Raw genomic sequence first — 17,385 nt, 5'->3', positions numbered from 1 at the left:
GGCCCCTGTCTTGTGAGGCCGCTGTCTTGTCCACAACGATGACGCGGCCCGCGCCGGGCCGCACCGTGCCCTACATCCTGGCCGCGTGCACCGCGGTCAGCATCCTGTCCACCGACCTGATCACGCCGTCGATCCCCGACCTGCCCGACGCGTTCGGAACCTCGATCACCGCCGCTCAGCTGACCGTCAGCATCAACCTGGCCGCCTATGCACTGGCGCAGCTGGTGCACGGGCCGGTGGCCGACGCGATCGGCCGCCGCCGTCTGCTGTTGGGGGCGTTCGTCGCCTTCGCGCTGACCTCGGCGGCCAGCGCGCTGGCGCCGGACATCGGCTGGCTGCTGTCGGGACGGTTCATGCAGGGGCTGTTCTCCAGCGTGCCTTCGGTGGTGATCGTGCTGATGATCCGCGAGCTGTACGGACCGTCGCGGGCGCTGGCGGTGATGGCGATCTACGGCGCCGCGCTGGGCATGGCGCCGGCGGTGGGGCCGCTGATCGGCGGCTATCTCCACGTCTGGTTCGGCTGGCAGGCGGGGTTCTGGTTCGTCGCCGCGCTGGCGCTGCTGGTGGCCGCGGCGCTGTGGCATCAGGTGCCGGAATCGCTGTCGGTATCGCACCGCCTGCATCTGCGCGGCACGCTGCGCGGCTATGGCGCGCTGCTGTCGAACAGGCGCTTCCTGCAGCCGGCGGTGGGCGTGTCGCTGATCTTCGCGGCGCTCTATGCCTATGTCACCACCGCGCCGGTGGTGTTCATCGACCTGATCGGCCTGCCGACCGAGCGCTATGGCTTGACCAACCTGGCGGTGGTCGCGGCCTTCGTCGCCGGCAACGCGATCGCCTCGCGGCTGGGGCGGCGGGTGACGGCGGCACGGCTGCTGCGGCTGGGCGCGCTGGTGACGCTGGCGGCCAGCGTGCTGCTGGTGCTGCCGCTGGCGGCGGGGCAACTGGGCGTGGTGACGATGCTGGTGCCGGTCGGCCTTTACGCCGGCAGCCTGGCGCTGGTGCTGGCCGCCGGCCCGCTCGAGGTGCTGGGGGTGGTGGCCGACGCGCCGCAGGGTCCGGCGGCGGCGCTGCTGGGCTCGCTCCAGCTCGGGCTGTCGGCGGCGGCGGGGTATCTGTCGGCGCAGTTCTACGACGGCACGGCGCTGCCGATGGCGCTGGTGATGGCGCTGTGCGTGGGGCTGGGCGCGGCGCTGATCCTGGTCGCGCCGCTCAGCGGCGCGGCTCGGGGATCAGGCCGCGCGGGCTGAAGCGCAGCACCACCAGCAGGATCAGGCCCATCAGGAACAGCCGCAGGTGCGGCGCCGCGTCCATCAACTGCGCCGACAGCGCCGAGCCGCGCGGCAGAACCGCGGACACCGCCTCCATCAGCAGGATGCCGGCGGGTTCGGCCTCGACCCAGACGAACCAGACCACGAACGCGCCGAGGATCGAGCCGGTGTTGTTGCCCGACCCGCCGACGATCACCATCACCCAGATCAGGAAGGTGTAGCGCAGCGGCTGGTAGCTGCCGGGTGTGAACTGCCCGTCCAGCGTGGTCAGCATGGCGCCGCCGATGCCGACCACGGCCGAGCCCAGCACGAACACCTGCAGGTGCCGCCGCTTGACGTTCTTGCCCATCGCCGCGGCCGCGTCGCGGTTGTCGCGGATCGCCCGCATCATCCGCCCCCAGGGCGAGGCCAGCGCGCGCTGCGCCAGCGCGTAGACCGCCAGCAGCACGATGAGGAACAGCACCGCGTACAGCGCCTTGACCGTCACCCCCGAGAACAGCTCGGGCTGTTGCCCCCAACGCGCCGCCAGGTCCTGGAACCAGGCCTCGCGCTGCAGCTGCACCTCGTAGGGCACGGGCCGGGGCAGGCCGGTGACGTTCTTGACGCCGCGGCTCAGCCAGTCCTCGTTCTTCAGGATCGCGATGATGATCTCCGAGATCCCCAGCGTGGCGATCGCCAGATAGTCCGAGCGCAGCCCCAGCGCCACCTTGCCGATCACCCAGGCGACGCCCGCGGCGGCGACGCCGCCGGCCAGCCAGCCCAGCAGGATCGGCAGGCCGAGACCGCCCAGATAGCCGGTTCGGGCCGAATCCACCGCCTCGATCGCGTCCACCGCCGGATCGTAGAAGCGGCGGATGACGAAATAGCCGACGGCGACGACCAGCAGCGTGGCCAGCATCTTCGCCCGGCCCTCAAGCCGGGACCGCGCCAGCACCGTGACGGCGACCGTCGCGGCCAGCGCCAGCCCCGCCAGCAGCACGCCGGCGCCGCCCGCGCGCCAGGCCTCGGGCACCGGCGGCATCGAGACCAGCACCGCGGCAATCCCCCCCACCGCGGCGAAGCCCATGATGCCGACGTTGATCAGCCCGGCGTAGCCCCATTGCATGTTGGTGCCCAGCGCCATTACCGCCGAGATCAGCTGCAGGTTCAGGATCGCCAGCGCGACGTTCCAGCTCTGGAACAGGCCGACCAGGATCAGCGCCGCGGCCATGGCGGCGAACAGCAAGCCGTTGCGGATCATATCACGCGCCCCCGGAACAGGCCGGTGGGCCGGAACAGCAGCACCACCACAAGGATCACGAAGCTGACGGCGAACTTGTAGTCCGTCGACAGCAGCTGCACGAGCCCGTCCGGTGCCCAGCCGTCGGGCGCGAGGTAGCTCAGGAAGCGCTTGTAGGCATAGGTCACCGTCACCTCGGAGAAGGCGATCAGGAAGCCGCCGGCGATCGCCCCGACCGGGTTGCCGATGCCGCCGACGATCGCGGCGGCGAAGATCGGCAGCAGCAGCTGGAAGTAGGTGAAAGGCTTGAACGACTTGTCGAGCCCGTAGAGCACCCCGGCGACGGTCGCCAGCCCGGCGGCGATCACCCAGGCCCAGAACACCACCCGGTCGGGGTTGATGCCGGACAGCAGCGCCAGGTCCTCGTTGTCGGAATAGGCGCGCATCGCCTTGCCCATGCGGGTGCGGTTGAGGAACCAGAACAGCGCGATCACCACCACGACCGCCACCGCCAGCGTCAGCGCCTGCGTCGAGCGGACGGCGAGACCCTCGGCCAGGCCGGTCATCTCCTTGAACTCGCGGGCCTGCACGATGAAACGCCCGCCGTCCGCGAAGCGCCGGTCGTCGGGGCCGATGATCAGCCGCACCAGCCCGTTGGTCATGAACATCACTCCGATCGAGGCGATCAGGAACACCACCGGCGGCGCCTTCTGCCTGCGATAGAAGCGATACACCGTGCGGTCGAACAGCAGGCACAGCAGCACCGCGCCGACGATGCCCGCGGGCAGCGCCAGCAGCGCGGTGGGCAGCGGGCCGATGGTGATCCCGGCCGCCTGCAGCCACCAGGTCGCGAACACGGTGCACATCGCGCCGAACGCCATGGTGTCGCCGTAGGCGATGTTGGTGAAGCGCAGCACTGCGTAGATCATCGTCAGCCCGAGCGCACCGAGCGCGAGCTGCGCGCCGTAGGCGACGCCGGGAACCAGCACGAAGTTTGCGAACAGGACCAGGGCGTTCAGCACGTCGGTCATCTCAACCCCCCAGGAAGCTGGCGCGGACCTCGGGGTCGGCCAGCAGGGCCTGCCCGGTGTCGGTGAAGCGGTTGCGGCCCTGCACCAGCACGAAGCCGCGGTCGGCGATGTTCAGCGCCTGCTTGGCGTTCTGCTCGACCATCAGGATGGCGATGCCGGTGGCGGCGACCTCGAGGATGCGGTCGAACAGCTCGTCCATCACGATCGGCGAGACGCCGGCGGTGGGCTCGTCCAGCATCAGCACCGAGGGCTGGGTCATCAGCGCGCGGCCGACGGCGACCTGCTGGCGCTGGCCGCCGGACAGCTCGCCCGCCGGCTGGGCGGCCTTTTCCTGCAGGATCGGGAACAGGTCGAACACCTGCTCCATCGTGATGGAATAGTCGTCCTGGCGCAGGTAGGCGCCCATCTCGAGGTTCTCGCGCACCGTCAGCGAGGTGAAGACGTTCGCGTTCTGCGGCACGAAGCCCATGCCCGCCGCGACCCGGTCCTGCGGGCTGAGCGCGGTGATGTCGCGCCCGTCCAGCAGCACCCGGCCCTGGCGCAGCCCGAGCATGCCGAACACCGCCTTCATCGCGGTCGACTTGCCGGCGCCGTTGGGCCCGACGATCACTGCGATCTGCCCCTTCTCGACCGAGATCGTGCAGTCGTGAAGGATGTCGGCGCCGCCGTAGCCACCGGTCATGGCCTCGCCGATCAGGAAAGCCATGGCGCGCCCCCGTTTCGTGAAAATGCGGGGATTTCACCGTGAAAACCCAAGTAATCTGTTGATCGGAAAGGCAGACTGTTCATGAAGACTTCGTAAGCGCGTTCTCGCGCGGGGCGCGATGCCGGAGTCATCACGCCTCCTGCCGCAGCCAATCCAGCCCGCCGGGGGCCATGCCCCTGACCTTCGGCGGCCCGAAGCGCGGGCCGCGCCGCGGCGGCGGGGATCATGCGCCCATCCCCGGCTTGTTCTTCAGGCCGGTGCCCAGATACGCCTCGATCACGCGCTCGTCGGACTTGACCGCGTCCACCGTGCCCTCGGTCAGCACGCGGCCCTCGGCCATGACGATCACCGGATCGCACAGCCGGCCGATGAAATCCATGTCGTGCTCGATCATGCAGAAGGTGTAGCCGCGTTCGCGGTTCAGCCGCAGGATCGCGTCGCCGATGGTGTTCAGCAAGGTGCGGTTCACGCCGGCGCCGACCTCGTCCAGAAACACGATCTTGGCGTCGACCATCATCGTCCGGCCCAGCTCCAGCAGCTTCTTCTGCCCGCCGGACAGGTTGCCGGCCAGCTCGTCCGCGACGCGGGAGATCTCGAGGAACTCGATCACCTCGTCTGCCTTGGCGCGGATCGCGCGTTCCTCGGCCTTGACCTTGCCGTAGCGGAACCAGGCGTCCCACAACCCTTCGCCGGACTGGCCAGCGGGCACCATCATCAGGTTCTCGCGCACCGTCAGGGTGGAGAATTCGTGCGCGATCTGGAAGGTGCGCAGCAGGCCGCGGCCGAACAGCTCGTGCGGCGGCAGCCCGGTGATGTCCTGGCCGTCGAGCAGCACCTGCCCCGAGGTCGGCGCGTAGTGCCCGGCGACGACGTTGAACAGCGTGGTCTTGCCGGCGCCGTTGGGGCCGATCAGCCCGGTGATCGAGCCCTCGGCGATCGAGAGGCTGGCGCCGTCGACGGCGCGGATGCCGCCGAAGTGCATGTGCAGGTCGCGCACCTCGATGATGGGTCGGGCCATGCCAGGCTCTTCCAGTTATGGAAAGACCCAAGGCGCGGCCGCGCCTCGGGTCCCCCAGGTTGGATCGTCGCGGCCGTCAGCGGAACTGGACGGTCTTGTACTCGCCACCCTCGATGACGTAGTCGCGATAGGTGCCGGCGGCCTCGCCGGGGCCGATCAGCTCGACGTTGGTGGCGCCGACATAATCGACGTCGCCGCCCTCGGCAAGAATTTCCAGCGCCTTGGCCAGCTCGCCCGGCATGATCTTCTCGCCCGGCTCGTTGGCCACGTCCAGCAGGTTGGCGGCGACCGCCTCGCGGCTGGCCTCGCCGCCCTTCTGGATCGCCAGCGCGATCAGCGCCGCCGAGTCGTAGCTTTCGCGGGTGAAGGTCGAGGACGGGTCGACGCCAGCGGCCTCGGCGACCTCGGCGAAGGTGTCGGCGCCCTCGCCCTCGGACCAGGGCACCGAGCCGATCGAGCCTTCCAGGCTGTCGCCCAGCGCGTCCAGCAGGGTGTCGGCGAACATGCCGTCGCCGAAGGCGAAGGTGTCGAAGGCGCCGGTGTCCAGCGCCGCGCGGACGACGCCGACACCGCCCTGATCGGCGTAGCCCAGCACCACCAGCGCGCTGCCGCCGGCCGACGCCAGCGCGCCCACCTCGGCCGAGTAGTCGCCCTTGCCGTCCTCGTGTGCGGCGTTGATGGTGACGGTGCCGCCGAGCGCCTCGTAGTTCTGGATGAAGCTGTCCGACAGGCCCTTGCCGTAGTCGTTGTTGGTGTAGGTCACGGCCACTTCGTCATGGCCGTTGTCCTTGACGATGTTCGCCAGCACCTCGCCCTGGCGGGCGTCCGACGGGGCGACGCGGAAGAACAGGTCGTTGTCGTCGATGCTGGACAGCGCCGGCGAGGTCGCCGAGGGCGACACCATCACCACGCCGTTGGGCACCGCGACGTTGTTGGCGACGGCGGTGGTCACGCCCGAGCAGTCGGCGCCGACGATGGCGACGACGTTGTCCGAGGTCACCAGCCGCTCGGCCGCGGCGGTGGCGGCGGCGCTGTCGACGCAGGTCGAGTCGGCGCGCACCGGGGTCAGGGTCAGCCCGTCCAGCAGCTTGCCGCTGTCCGATACCTCCTTCAGGGCAAGTTCGGCGCTGGCCGCCATGTTCGGGGTCAGCGATTCGATCGGCCCGGTGAAGCCGAAGATGATGCCGATATTCGCCTCCTGCGCGAGGGCGCCGGTGCCGACCAGCGCGCTGGCGGCGGAAGCGAGAAGAAATTTCCGCATGTAGTGCTCTCCCTGTGTGGCCGGCGGTTCGAGCGTCCGGCCGGATTCCTCTGCCGAAACAATATCGCTTTGCACTTGCCACGCAAGGCCATGGCGGGCGGCCGCCACGTCAGGTCGGCCGCGGTCCGGCGGCGGCCGGGTCAGGGCGATCAGCGCGCCCGCGCCATCGACAGCGGCAGCGCCGCCAGCGCCAGCACGATCGCCGCCGCCCAGGCCAGGCCCAGCGCGTCGGCCAGCCCGCCCAGCAGCAGCGCGCCCAGCGCCGAGCCGCCGATGCCGGTCATCACCCACAGGCTCATCACCCGGCCGCGATAGCCGTCGGCCAGCGCCTGCTGCAGCGCGGACTGCACCGACACGCCCAGCACCGTGCCGGCGCCGCCCAGCGCCGCCACCGCGGCGACGGTGACCGGCCAGTTGCGCGACAGCGCCACCACCAGCGTCAGCGCCACGCCCAGCCCAGCCGAGACCAGGCTGGCGCGCGGCACCCGGCCGGGCAGCGGCGCGGGCAGCGCGATCACCAGCGCCGCGGCCGCCAGCGCGCCCAGCCCGGCGACCGAGGTCAGCGTGCCCAGCCCGGTGGGGCCGCGCGCGAACAGCCCGTCGGCGACCAGCGGCAGGATCTCGAGCATGCCGCGGCCCAGCAGCGCGAAGCCGCCGGTCAGCAGCAGGATCAGCCGGGTGAAGCGGTCGCGCCAGGCATAGCGCAGGCCCTGTGCCAGCCCGTGCAGCAGCGAGCCGGGCGCCTCGTCCAGCGGTGCGCGCTCGCGCGGGCGCAGCAGCCGCAGCACGATCTGGTAGGGCAGCAGGCAGGCGGCGACCACCCACAGCGCCGCCCCCGGCCCCCCGGCGTGGATCAGCGCGCCGCCCAGCGCCGGACCGATGCTGCGCGCCAGGTTGAAGTTGATCGAGGTGGTGGCGATCACCGACGAGATGCTGCCGCGCGGCGCCAGCAGCGGCGCCAGGCTCATCCGCACCGGGTGGTGCGCCGACATCACCACGCCGTAGCCCAGCGCCAGCGCCGCCAGCGTGCCCTGGCCCAGCAGCCCGGCGGCGTGCAGCCCGGCGGTCAGCAGCGCCAGGGCGAACAGCAGCGCCTGCGCGGTGCGCGCCGCCGGCAGCAGCGGCACCCGGTCGATCAGCGCGCCGAACACCGGCCCGGACAGCATCGTCGGCGCGAAACCGAGGAACGCGACCAGTCCCACGAACGCCGCCGAGCCCGACATCTGCCATGCCAGCCAGGCGAAGGTGATGCGCTGGATCCACATCGCCTGCAGCGAGAACGCGTTGCCGAACAGGTAGAGGCGGAAGTCGCGCGAGCGGAACGCCGACAGGTTCAGGCCGAATTTCAAGGGCTTGCGCGGCCCGCGCGGCGGCCGGGGCGCGCCGGGCGAGGTGCTGTCGAGGCTATGAACCAAACGCATAACGGCTTTTCCAAAGCGGACGGTTGTGGCTTTCGCCAAAGCATCCATATTGCAGTGCAGCAGGGGCCGGAAGGTCGGGCGGAAAAACCCGATCGGGGCTGGGCGACACGACCTAGATAGCATGTCGTGCCGTCAGCGCCAGTCCGGTCCGGTCGCGGCCGATGCCCCGTCACGGCGGGCAACAGAGGTCGCACACCAAGCGCGGGACGCACCGCGCACCGGGAGGACGGGGCAGAACGCCCCATCACTGTCGAAGGGGGCGCAGGCCCCGCAACTTGGATCAACCGCGGCCCAACGGCCGCACCGCCCGAGACGCCGCGAACGGCCGCATGCCGATACGGGTCGTCGAGCAGCAACTAAGCAGGGCCGAAGGGCCCGCACGAAAGGAAGATTGACATGGCTACCACGACGCATCACTCCGCGATCGCCACCCGTCCGGCCCTGGCCGATCGCTTTGCCGCGCTGCTGCAGAACCTGCGCGCGCGCCACGAGGAAAACAAGATGGTTCGCCGCACCGAGCGCGAACTGTCGGCGCTGAACGACCGCGACCTGGCCGATCTGGGCATCTCGCGCTTCGATATCCCGCGCATCGCCCGGGACAGCGTTCGCAGCCTGTAAGGTCGGGCCGCACAAGGAATGACAGGGAACGCCCGGCTTCGGCCGGGCGTTTTCGTTTGCGGTCGGCGCCGTCCGGCCCGGCCGGCAAGACCGGACCGTGTCGCCTGTCCCGCGGCCCGGAGTAGCCAAGGGCGGGCCCGCCCTGCCGGCCCGGCGCAGGTCAAGGACGATCATCGCTTCGGGTTCCGGCGGCCGCGGTGCCGGCTGCGGGCGGACGCGGACGCCGGCGGCGCCGGCGGCCGGCTCAGAACGGGATCGAATCCGCCGCGTTGAGGTAGGAGGCGACGACCTTCTTGGTGCCCGCCTTCTCGAACGCGACGGTCATCTTGTCGCCCTCGATTTCGATCACCGCGCCATAGCCAAACTTCTGGTGGAACACCCGCTCGCCCAGCGCGAACGCCGGCGCGGCCTGGGCGTCGATCACCATGTTGCGCGCCTCCTGCGGCTGCGACACGCCGCGGCGCCCGGCCCGGGCCTGCATCCGCTTCCAGCCCGGCGAGTTGTAGACGTCGGCGCGCGACGCCTTCTCCGGCAGGTCGCTGGCGCGCATCACGCCGGGGATCTCGTGCGCCGCCGGGGCCGCGGCGCCGTAGCCGCCGCCGTAAAGGCCGGGCGGCGTCAGCACCTCGACATGCTCGGCCGGCAGCTCGTCGATGAAGCGCGAGGGCAGCGCGGACTGCCACTGGTTGTAGACCCGGCGGTTGGCGGCGAAGCTGATCGTGCAGTGCCGCTCGGCGCGGGTGATGCCGACATAGGCCAGCCGGCGCTCTTCCTCGACGCCCTTCAGCCCGCTTTCGTCCATCGTGCGCTGCGACGGGAACAGACCGTCCTCCCATCCGGGCAGGAACACGCACGGGAATTCCAGCCCCTTGGCGGCGTGCAGCGTCATGATCGAGACCTTGGCGGCGGCGTCCTCCTGCTCGTTCTCCATCACCAGGCTGACGTGTTCCAGAAAGCCCTGCAGGTTCTCGAACTCGCCCAGCGCCTTGATCAGCTCCTTCAGGTTCTCCAGCCGGCCGGGGGCCTCGGGGGTCTTGTCGTTCTGCCAGAACGCGGTGTAGCCGGACTCGTCCAGGATCGTCTCGGCCAGCTCGACATGGCCCAGCGCGCCGTCCTTCAGCAGCGCCGACCAGCGGTCGAAGCCGTCGATCAGCGCGCGCAGCTCGCCCGCCGCCTTGCCCTTGATCCGGCCGTCGGCCAGGGCGATGCGCGCGCCTTCCAGCAGCGACACGCCGTTCATCCGCGCGGCCTGGTTCAGGGTCTGCTGCGCCTTGTCGCCGATGCCGCGCTTGGGCACGTTGACGATACGCTCGAACGCCAGCCCGTCGTCCGGGCTGACCACGACGCGGAAATAGGCCATGGCGTCGCGGATCTCGAGCCGCTCGTAGAAACGCGGGCCGCCGATCACCCGGTAGGGCAGGCCGATGGTCAGGAACCGGTCCTCGAAGGCGCGCATCTGGAAGCTGGCGCGCACCAGGATCGCCACGTCGTCCAGCGACAGCGGCTCGTGGCCGCGGGTGCCGGCCTGGTAGGCCTCTGCCTCCTCGCCGATCCAGCGGGCTTCCTCCTCGCCGTCCCAGTGACCGATCAGGCGGACCTTGTCGCCCTCGTCGGCATCGGTCCACAGCGTCTTGCCGAGTCGCGATTCGTTCGCGGCGATCACGCCGCTGGCGGCGGCAAGGATGTGCGGCGTCGAGCGGTAGTTCTGCTCCAGCCGGATCACCGTCGCGCCGGGAAAATCCTTCTCGAACCGCAAGATGTTGCCCACCTCGGCGCCGCGCCAGCCATAGATGGACTGATCGTCGTCGCCGACGCAGGCAATGTTCCTGTGCCCGCCCGCCAGCAGCCGCAGCCAGAGGTACTGGGCGACGTTCGTATCTTGATATTCGTCTACAAGAATGTATTTAAACCATTTCTGGTACTTTCCAAGAACATCCGGATGTTCCTGGAAGATCCGCACCATGTGCAGAAGTAGATCGCCGAAATCGACGGCATTCAGGATCTTCAACCTATCCTGATATTGTTCATAGAACTCGGTCCCGCGGTGGTTGTACGCGCCGGCTTCGGCGCCGGGCACCCTGTCGGGCGTCCAGGCGCGGTTCTTCCAGCGATCGATCAGCCGCAGCAGCATGCGCGCGGGCCAGCGCTTGTCGTCGACGTTCTCGGCCCGGATCAGCTGTTTCAGCAGCCGCAGCTGGTCGTCGGTGTCGAGGATGGTGAAGTTGGTCTTCAGCCCGACCAGCTCGGCGTGGCGGCGCAGCAGCTTGACGCAGATCGAATGAAACGTGCCCAGCCACGGCATGCCCTCGACGCGGCCGCCGACCAGCTGGCCGACGCGGTCCTTCATCTCGCGCGCGGCCTTGTTGGTGAAGGTGACGGAGAGGATCTCGTTCGGCTGCGCGCGGCCGGTGGTCAGCAGGTGCGCGATGCGCGCGGTCAGCGCCCGGGTCTTGCCGGTGCCGGCGCCCGCCAGCACCAGCACCGGGCCGTCCAGCGCCTCGACCGCGGCGCGCTGCGCGGAATTCAGCCCGTCAAGATAGGGGCTGGGCGGTGCCGCCATCGCGCGTTCGGACAGCGGCCGCCGTTCCCATTGCTCGAAGGCGCGCGATTCATCGTGTTGCCAACTGCTCATGCCCCCAGATTTAGCGGCATCGGCCGGGAAAGAAAAGCATGTTCGCCAGATGTTCCGCGCGGGCGCGTGCCGCCGCCGCCTGGGCGGTCGACGCCGCCGCGGCGGCGGCATAGGTTGGTGCGAACCGCAATCGAGGCTGTGCATGGCGCCCCTACGCAACAAGGTGTTGATCCTTTTCGCCCACCCGTCGCCGCGTCGCTCGCAGGTGGTGGTGCCGATGGCCCGCGTGGCCGAATGGGTGCCGGGGGTGACCCTGGTCGACCTGTATGCCGACTATCCGAATCTCGACATCGACGTCGACGCCGAACAGGCCCGGCTGAGGGAGCACGGGACGCTGATCTTCCTGCACCCGATGTACTGGTACTCGACGCCGGCGATGCTGAAGGAATGGCAGGACCTGGTGCTGGAGCACGGCTTCGCCTACGGCGAGGGCGGCGGCGCGCTGGCCGGCAAGACGTTCTTTTCCGCCTGCACCACCGGCGCCGGCGGCGACGCCTTCGGGCCCGGCGGCTACAACAACTTCACCGTCCGGCAACTGCTGGTCCCGCTGGAGCAGATGGCGGCGCTGTGCGGCATGCGCTACCTGCCGCCGTTCGTGCTGCACGGCTCGCGCACGGCGCGGGCGCGCGGCGTCGTCGAGGCGCATCTCGAGGTCTGGGAGGATCTGCTCGAGGCGCTGGTGCACGACCGGCTGGACCTGGAGCTGGCGCAGCAGGCGGACCGGCTGGACCCGGCCCGGCGCCGGCTGATCGCGGAGGGCTGAGCGGTGGAGACATTCCTGTACCAGGCGTTCGTCTATCTGGTCGCGGCGGTGGTGATGGTGCCGATCGCCAAGCGGCTGGGACTGGGCTCGGTGCTGGGCTACCTGATCGCGGGCATGGTCATCGGCCCGATCCTGGGCATCGTCGGCGCCGAGACCCAGGACCTGCAGCACTATGCCGAGTTCGGCGTGGTGATGATGCTGTTCCTGATCGGGCTGGAGATGGAGCCGCGGGCGCTGTGGGGCATGCGGCACCGGCTGCTGGGGCTGGGCGGGCTGCAGATCGCGCTCACCACGCTGCTGATCACCGTCGCCGCCCTGGCGATGGGGCTGTACTGGTCGGTGGCGCTGGCGGTGGGGCTGACCTTCTCGCTGTCGTCGACGGCGATCGTGATGCAGACCCTGGGCGAGAAGGGCCTTACCCGCACCGACGGCGGCCGCGCCACGTTCAGCGTGCTGCTGACCCAGGACATCGCGGTGATCCCGATGCTGGCGCTGATCCCGCTGCTGGCCGCTCCGGAGATGATGGGCGGCGGCGGTCAGGCGGCGCTGTCGGACATCATCTTCACCGCCGGCGATGGCGGCGCGGGCGGCGGCACCGGCGAGGAGGTGGTCGAGGAGGCGGCGAGCATGCTCGACGGCCAGCCGGGGTGGATCGTCACCCTGGTGGTCCTGGGTTCGGTCGGGGTGATCGTCGGCGGCGGGCATTTCCTGACCCGGCCGATGTTCAGCTTCCTGGCGCTGGCCAAGCTGCCCGAGATCTTCACCGCCGCGGCGCTGTTGCTGGTGATCGGCATCGCGCTGCTGATGATCGTGGTCGGGCTGTCGCCGGCGCTGGGCACCTTCCTGGCCGGCGTGGTGCTGGCGAACTCGGAATACCGGCACGAGCTGGAGGCCGATATCGAGCCGTTCAAGGGGCTGCTGCTGGGGTTGTTCTTCATCACCGTGGGCGCGGGGATGAACTTCGAGCTGTTCGCCCAGCAGGCGTTTCTGGTCGTCGGGCTGACGCTGGGGCTGATGGCGCTGAAGGCCGGGGTGCTGTTCGGGCTGGCCAGGCTGTTCCGGATCCGCGGCTCGGCCGGCTGGCTGTTCACCCTCAGCCTGGCGCAGGCCGGCGAGTTCGGCTTCGTGCTGCTCAGCTTCACCACGCAGAACGCGGTGATCCCCGGCGATCTGGGGCTGACGCTGAGCATGATCGTCACCCTGTCGATGCTGCTGACCCCGGCGCTGTTCATCGCCCACGACCGGCTGAGCGCGATCGGCAGCGCCGACGAGCCGGTCGAGGACGACGAGATCGACGAGGTCGGCCCGGTGATCATCGCCGGGCTGGGCCGTTTCGGCCAGGTGGTGAACCGGATGCTGCTGGCCAACGGCCACAAGACCGTGGTGCTGGACCACCACAACGAGCTGATCTCGGACCTGCGCCGGTTCGGGGTGCGCGCCTTCTTCGGCGATCCGAGCCGGCCCGAGCTGCTGATGGCCGCCGGGATCCGCGACGCGCGGGTGATCGTGATCGCGGTGGACGACCGCGACGCCTCGGTGAAGATGGTCGATTATGTCACCCGCGAGCATCCGCATGTGCACGTCGTCGCCCGCGCCTACGACCGCGAGCATGTCTACCGGCTGTACGCCGCCGGGGCGCGCGACATCGTGCGCGAGACCTTCGACAGCTCGGTGCGCGCCGGGCGCTACGCGATGCTGGCGATGGGCCACCACCCGTTCGAGGCCGAGCGCGCCGCGCGGATGTACGTCAAGCAGGACCGGTCCGATCTGGCCGACCTTGCGCGGCTGTGGGATCCGGAGCTGTCGATGTTCGAGAACGAGGCCTATGCCGACAAGGCGCGCGAGATCAACCAGCGGCTGAACGAGTCGATGATGGGGCTGCGCCGCAGCCTGCACGTCAAGGCCGAGCGGTCGTGGACGCCGCCGCCGGTCGGCGACGTGTTCGCAGACGACGACGGCGACAATGACGGCGGCGACAATGACGGCGGCGGCGATGCGGACGCGGGCACAGCCGCGGCACCGGCCGACCCGGCGCAGGCCGGCGACTGATCAGCCGGCCGCCGCGGCGGCCAGCGCCGCCAGCCGCGGCCGCGGCGTCGCGTCGCCCTTCTTCTGCGCCCAGTCCAGCAGGCCGCCGACCCGCCGGCGGACCTTTTCGGCGTGGTTCTCGGCGATGTCGGCCAGCCGGTGATCGAGGAACGGGTTGCGGATCCGGTCGAGCGTGGTGGCGATGTAGTCCTCCGCCGCCGCGCCCAGCCCGGCGGCGGCGAAGGCGGGCAGCACCTCGGCCCGGTAGAGGTGCTGCAACTCGGCCAGCACCGCCGGGTCGTCGAGGAACTGCCGCACCAGCGCCGGCGCGCCAGGCGTCGCCTGCCAGCGCGACACCAGCCAGCTGTGCCCGAGGTTCAGGATGAACAGCTTCAGCGCCTCGGCGCGTTCCAGATCGTCGACCAGCTGCACGCAGGGATGCTCGCAGGGCGGCACCAGCCCCGGCTGCGCCTCGATCGCCCAGAGCGCGTAGGGCTCGGCCACCGCGCCGGCGGGGTGCAGCGGCTCCGAGACGATGCGGTCGACCAGCGAATTGGCCCAGATCACCCGGTCGCGCAGCCAGTCGCGGTAGGCGGCGGGGGCGAGCGCGGCAAGTTCCAGCACCCGCGCCTTCAGCCGCGCGCCGTTGGCGGGGATCAGCTCGGCCGGCATCACCGTCAGCGGCCGCGCGCCGGCGTCGTGGCGCGCGCGCAGCAGCAGCTGCAGCTTGGCCGGAAACGACATGGCCTGGTCGAAGCTGTCCGCGGCGTCGGCGGGACGCGGATCGTAGCCGGCGTCGCCGGTGTTCGAGATCAGGTACCGGGCCTGGTCGCAGACGATCCGCACCAGCTGCGGCCAGTCGGTGGCGGTGGACAGCGTGCGCCGCACCGAGCGCACCATCTGCTGGCGGTCGACCTCGGCGCCGTTCTCGCGGCCGCGGATGCGCACCGGGTAGCCGGCCGGGTCGGCCAGCGCCGCCAGCCGTGCCGCCCGCGCCGGATCGCCCGAGCTTTGCACCACGGTGACCGGCCCGGCGGCGCGGCCGCGGGCCAGGGCCTCGTCGATGAACAGGTCGACATGGGCCTGCAGGAAGCGGCTGGTGCCGAACTGCACGACGGGGGTGACGGGGCTGTCTGTGTCTGTGGCCGTGTTTGGGGCTTCGGGCAAGGCGGTCTCCGACAGTGTTCTGCAAGGGTGGTCTGCGAGGGTGGTCGGGCGAGAAAGACTTTGACTTCGCGCCCTGTGTTTTTTAAGCATAGCGGACTATAGGCGGGCCGGAAAGCGACTTTCGACGGGCGCCGGCACCGCCGCACCAGAAAGGTGGCCATGAGAGCGTTGAGGATCACCGCGGTCGGCAGGACCGAGTTCGCCGAGATCGCCGCCCCCCGGCCGGGGCCCGGCGAGGTGCTGGTCGAGGTGCGTCACGTCGGGCTGTGCGGCTCGGACCTGAACACGTTTCGCGGCGCCAACCCGCTGGCGGCGCTGCCGCGTATTCCGGGGCACGAGATCGGCGGCGTGATCCTGGGCGCCGGCCCCGAGGTGCCGGCGGAGTTCGCCGCCGGCCGGCGGGTGACGGTGATCCCCTACACCACCTGCGGGGCCTGCGCGGCCTGCCTGTCCGGCCGGGTCAACGCCTGCAGGCACAACAGGACATTGGGCGTGCAGCAGGACGGCGCGCTGGCCGAGCGCATCGTCGCCCGCCACGACCGGCTGATCCTGAACGACAGCCTGCCGGCGCCGCACCTGGCGCTGGTCGAGCCGCTGTCGGTGGGCTTTCACGCCGTCGGCCGCGGCCGGGTGACGGCGGACGACACCGTCGCCGTGCTGGGCGGCGGCATGATCGGCGTCGGCGCGATGCTGGGCGCGCGGGCGCGGGGCGCGCGGGTGCTGGCGGTCGAGCCGAGCGCCGCCAAGCACGACAGCCTGCGGGCGCTGGGCGCCGAGGCGGTGATCGATCCCGGCGCCGCCGATCAGGCCGAGGCGCTGGCCGCGCTGACCGGCGGCCACGGCCCGTCGGTGGTGATCGAGGCGGTCGGGCTGCCGCAGACCTTCCGCGCCGCGATCGATCTGGTCGCCGCCGCCGGCCGGGTGGTCTATGTCGGCTACGCCAAGTCCGAGGTCAGCTATGACACCGCGCTGTTCAACGTGAAGGAGCTGGACATCCACGGCTCGCGCAATGCCACGCGGGCGGACTTCGAGACCGTGATCGGCTTTCTCGAGGCCAACCCGGGGGTGGGCGACCGGCTGATCTCGCGCATGTGCCGCTGGGACGAGGCCGACGCGGCGCTGCCCTGGTGGGAGGCGCACCGCAGCGAGACGCTGAAGATCATGGTGGACCTGACCGCGGTCTGAACGCGCCCGCGGCGGGAGGGTTTCGGATTGCGCCCGCAAGCCCGCGGTGCATAACTACTGGCCGAACAGCGGGGAGCCGGCGTGTCGCGCAGCAACAGTGTCTACAAGGAAGCCTACAACCGGTGCCTGGTGCATATCGGCGACATGGGGCGGGGTGCGCAGCTGCCGCCCGAGGCCGAGCTGGCCGAGATCCTGAACAGCAGCCGTACCACCGTGCGCGCGGTGCTGGAACACCTGAGCAGCAGCGGCATCATCGACTGGGAGGGCCGCCGCAAGCTGGTGCTGCGCCGGCCGCTGAAGGCCGACTTCTTCCCCGAGGAGGAGACCAAGTCCGCCAGCGAGCGGATCGAGACCCAGTTCATGGAATACATCCTGGGCGGCGATCTGAAACCCGGCGCGATCCTGCGCGAAAGCGAGCTGGCGCGCGAGTTCGGCGTCAGCTCGTCGGCGATCCGCGAGTACCTGATCCGCTTCTCGCGCTTCGGGCTGATCCGCAAGGAGCCGAACCGCCACTGGGTTCTGCACGGCTTCACCCGCGACTTCGCCACCGACCTGTTCGACGTCCGCGAGATGTTCGAGACCCGCGCCTTCGAGCGGCTGGCCCGCGACCCGTCGGCGGTGACCGGGACGCTGCAGGCGCTGGCCGAAAGCCATCGCGCGCTTGCGGCCAGCATCGACACCGAATTCCTGAAGTTCCCCCGCATGGACGAACAGTTCCACCGGCTGCTTCTCGACCGGCTCGACAACCGGTTCGTGGACGATTTCTACGAGCTGGTGTCGCTGATCTTCCACTTCCACTACCGCTGGAACAAGACGAACGAGCGCGACCGCAACCTGGCCGCGCTGCACGAGCACCTGGCGGTGATCGAGGCGCTGCTGGACGGCGACATCCCGCGCGCCCGGCGGGCATTCGAGGCGCATCTGCAGACCGCGCGGCGCACGATGATGGACTCCGCCGCCTTCGAGTGAGCGCACCGCGGTCGATCGCGTCGGCGCGGGCGTGCAAGGCGGGCCGATCGGCGGCGATTCGGCGGTTAGTCGGCGGCGAGTCCGATTGTATGTTGCACT

At 70.3% G+C, this 17,385-nt stretch carries 14 protein-coding genes; 6 read left to right on the top strand and 8 right to left on the bottom strand.

Annotation, left to right across the window (positions count from 1 at the left end; translation table 11 throughout):
* Positions 1-26: 26 nt before the first annotated feature.
* Entirely contained in the window at positions 27-1,247 is a 1,221-nt protein-coding gene (locus GE300_RS01685; protein WP_154444283.1) for a Bcr/CflA family efflux MFS transporter, read from the top strand.
* Here GE300_RS01685 and GE300_RS01680 read toward each other — a convergent pair.
* From GE300_RS01680 to GE300_RS01655, 6 genes are all read right to left on the bottom strand, one after another.
* Entirely contained in the window at positions 1,210-2,508 is a 1,299-nt protein-coding gene (locus tag GE300_RS01680) for a branched-chain amino acid ABC transporter permease (protein WP_154444281.1), read from the bottom strand. The two genes, GE300_RS01685 and GE300_RS01680, sit on opposite strands and share 38 nt — an antisense overlap.
* Positions 2,505-3,518: a branched-chain amino acid ABC transporter permease gene (locus GE300_RS01675; protein ID WP_154444279.1), complete on the bottom strand. Its 1,014-nt coding sequence runs from the start codon at positions 3,516-3,518 to the stop codon at positions 2,505-2,507. Before GE300_RS01675 ends, GE300_RS01680 begins: the two co-directional genes overlap by 4 nt.
* Position 3,519: 1 nt before the next feature.
* Complete coding sequence (locus tag GE300_RS01670; protein WP_154444277.1) at positions 3,520-4,224, bottom strand: ABC transporter ATP-binding protein; 705 nt, start codon at positions 4,222-4,224, stop codon at positions 3,520-3,522.
* Positions 4,225-4,447: 223 nt separating this feature from the next.
* Positions 4,448-5,230: an ABC transporter ATP-binding protein gene (locus GE300_RS01665; protein ID WP_325063079.1), complete on the bottom strand. Its 783-nt coding sequence runs from the start codon at positions 5,228-5,230 to the stop codon at positions 4,448-4,450.
* A gap of 88 nt (positions 5,231-5,318) precedes the next feature.
* The gene (locus GE300_RS01660; RefSeq protein WP_154444273.1) at positions 5,319-6,503 is read right to left on the bottom strand and encodes an ABC transporter substrate-binding protein; all 1,185 of its coding nucleotides are present in this window, start codon (positions 6,501-6,503) and stop codon (positions 5,319-5,321) included.
* Between the two features lie 149 nt (positions 6,504-6,652).
* Positions 6,653-7,924 carry an MFS transporter gene (locus GE300_RS01655; RefSeq protein ID WP_233416700.1) on the bottom strand — a complete coding sequence of 424 codons (1,272 nt, stop codon included), beginning with the start codon at positions 7,922-7,924 and terminating at the stop codon, positions 6,653-6,655.
* Between the two features lie 396 nt (positions 7,925-8,320).
* Between GE300_RS01655 and GE300_RS01650 the strand changes: the two genes are divergently transcribed.
* Positions 8,321-8,542 (top strand): DUF1127 domain-containing protein, encoded by a 222-nt coding sequence (locus tag GE300_RS01650; protein WP_154444269.1) that lies wholly within the window; start codon positions 8,321-8,323, stop codon positions 8,540-8,542.
* A 244-nt stretch (positions 8,543-8,786) separates the two neighbouring features.
* Here GE300_RS01650 and GE300_RS01645 read toward each other — a convergent pair whose 3' ends face one another.
* Positions 8,787-11,174: an ATP-dependent helicase gene (locus GE300_RS01645; protein WP_154444267.1), complete on the bottom strand. Its 2,388-nt coding sequence runs from the start codon at positions 11,172-11,174 to the stop codon at positions 8,787-8,789.
* Positions 11,175-11,316: 142 nt separating this feature from the next.
* Between GE300_RS01645 and GE300_RS01640 the strand changes: the two genes are divergently transcribed.
* Positions 11,317-11,937 (top strand): NAD(P)H-dependent oxidoreductase, encoded by a 621-nt coding sequence (locus GE300_RS01640; protein WP_154444265.1) that lies wholly within the window; start codon positions 11,317-11,319, stop codon positions 11,935-11,937.
* A 3-nt stretch (positions 11,938-11,940) separates the two neighbouring features.
* Positions 11,941-13,986, top strand: a complete 2,046-nt coding sequence (locus GE300_RS01635; RefSeq protein ID WP_325063056.1) for a cation:proton antiporter domain-containing protein — start codon at positions 11,941-11,943, stop codon at positions 13,984-13,986.
* Here GE300_RS01635 and GE300_RS01630 read toward each other — a convergent pair whose 3' ends face one another.
* On the bottom strand, positions 13,987-15,132 hold the full coding sequence (locus GE300_RS01630; protein ID WP_233416699.1) for a mannitol dehydrogenase family protein: 1,146 nt from the start codon (positions 15,130-15,132) through the stop codon (positions 13,987-13,989).
* A gap of 159 nt (positions 15,133-15,291) precedes the next feature.
* Here GE300_RS01630 and GE300_RS01625 point away from each other — a divergent pair, with 159 nt between their 5' ends.
* Both GE300_RS01625 and GE300_RS01620 read left to right on the top strand, forming a co-directional pair.
* Positions 15,292-16,317 (top strand): zinc-binding alcohol dehydrogenase family protein, encoded by a 1,026-nt coding sequence (locus GE300_RS01625; RefSeq protein ID WP_154444261.1) that lies wholly within the window; start codon positions 15,292-15,294, stop codon positions 16,315-16,317.
* Between the two features lie 81 nt (positions 16,318-16,398).
* Positions 16,399-17,286: a GntR family transcriptional regulator gene (locus tag GE300_RS01620; protein ID WP_325063055.1), complete on the top strand. Its 888-nt coding sequence runs from the start codon at positions 16,399-16,401 to the stop codon at positions 17,284-17,286.
* Positions 17,287-17,385: the final 99 nt, after the last annotated feature.

The sequence above is a fragment of the Halovulum marinum genome, assembly GCF_009697225.1.
GTDB lineage: Bacteria > Pseudomonadota > Alphaproteobacteria > Rhodobacterales > Rhodobacteraceae > Halovulum > Halovulum marinum.
The sequence above is the reverse complement of the archived record's forward strand: the minus strand, read 5'-3'. Positions and strand labels throughout refer to the sequence as shown.

Excerpts from the sequence above, each read along its gene's own strand:
- GE300_RS01640 (WP_154444265.1), top strand. The coding sequence starts at position 11,317 with ATGGCGCCCCTACGCAACAAGGTGTTGATCCTTTTCGCCCACCCGTCG.
- GE300_RS01645 (WP_154444267.1), bottom strand. The coding sequence starts at position 11,174 with ATGAGCAGTTGGCAACACGATGAATCGCGCGCCTTCGAGCAATGGGAA.
- GE300_RS01675 (WP_154444279.1), bottom strand. The coding sequence starts at position 3,518 with ATGACCGACGTGCTGAACGCCCTGGTCCTGTTCGCAAACTTCGTGCTG.
- GE300_RS01660 (WP_154444273.1), bottom strand. The coding sequence starts at position 6,503 with ATGCGGAAATTTCTTCTCGCTTCCGCCGCCAGCGCGCTGGTCGGCACC.
- GE300_RS01670 (WP_154444277.1), bottom strand. The coding sequence starts at position 4,224 with ATGGCTTTCCTGATCGGCGAGGCCATGACCGGTGGCTACGGCGGCGCC.
- GE300_RS01655 (WP_233416700.1), bottom strand. The coding sequence starts at position 7,924 with ATGCGTTTGGTTCATAGCCTCGACAGCACCTCGCCCGGCGCGCCCCGG.
- GE300_RS01680 (WP_154444281.1), bottom strand. The coding sequence starts at position 2,508 with ATGATCCGCAACGGCTTGCTGTTCGCCGCCATGGCCGCGGCGCTGATC.
- GE300_RS01625 (WP_154444261.1), top strand. The coding sequence starts at position 15,292 with ATGAGAGCGTTGAGGATCACCGCGGTCGGCAGGACCGAGTTCGCCGAG.
- GE300_RS01650 (WP_154444269.1), top strand. The coding sequence starts at position 8,321 with ATGGCTACCACGACGCATCACTCCGCGATCGCCACCCGTCCGGCCCTG.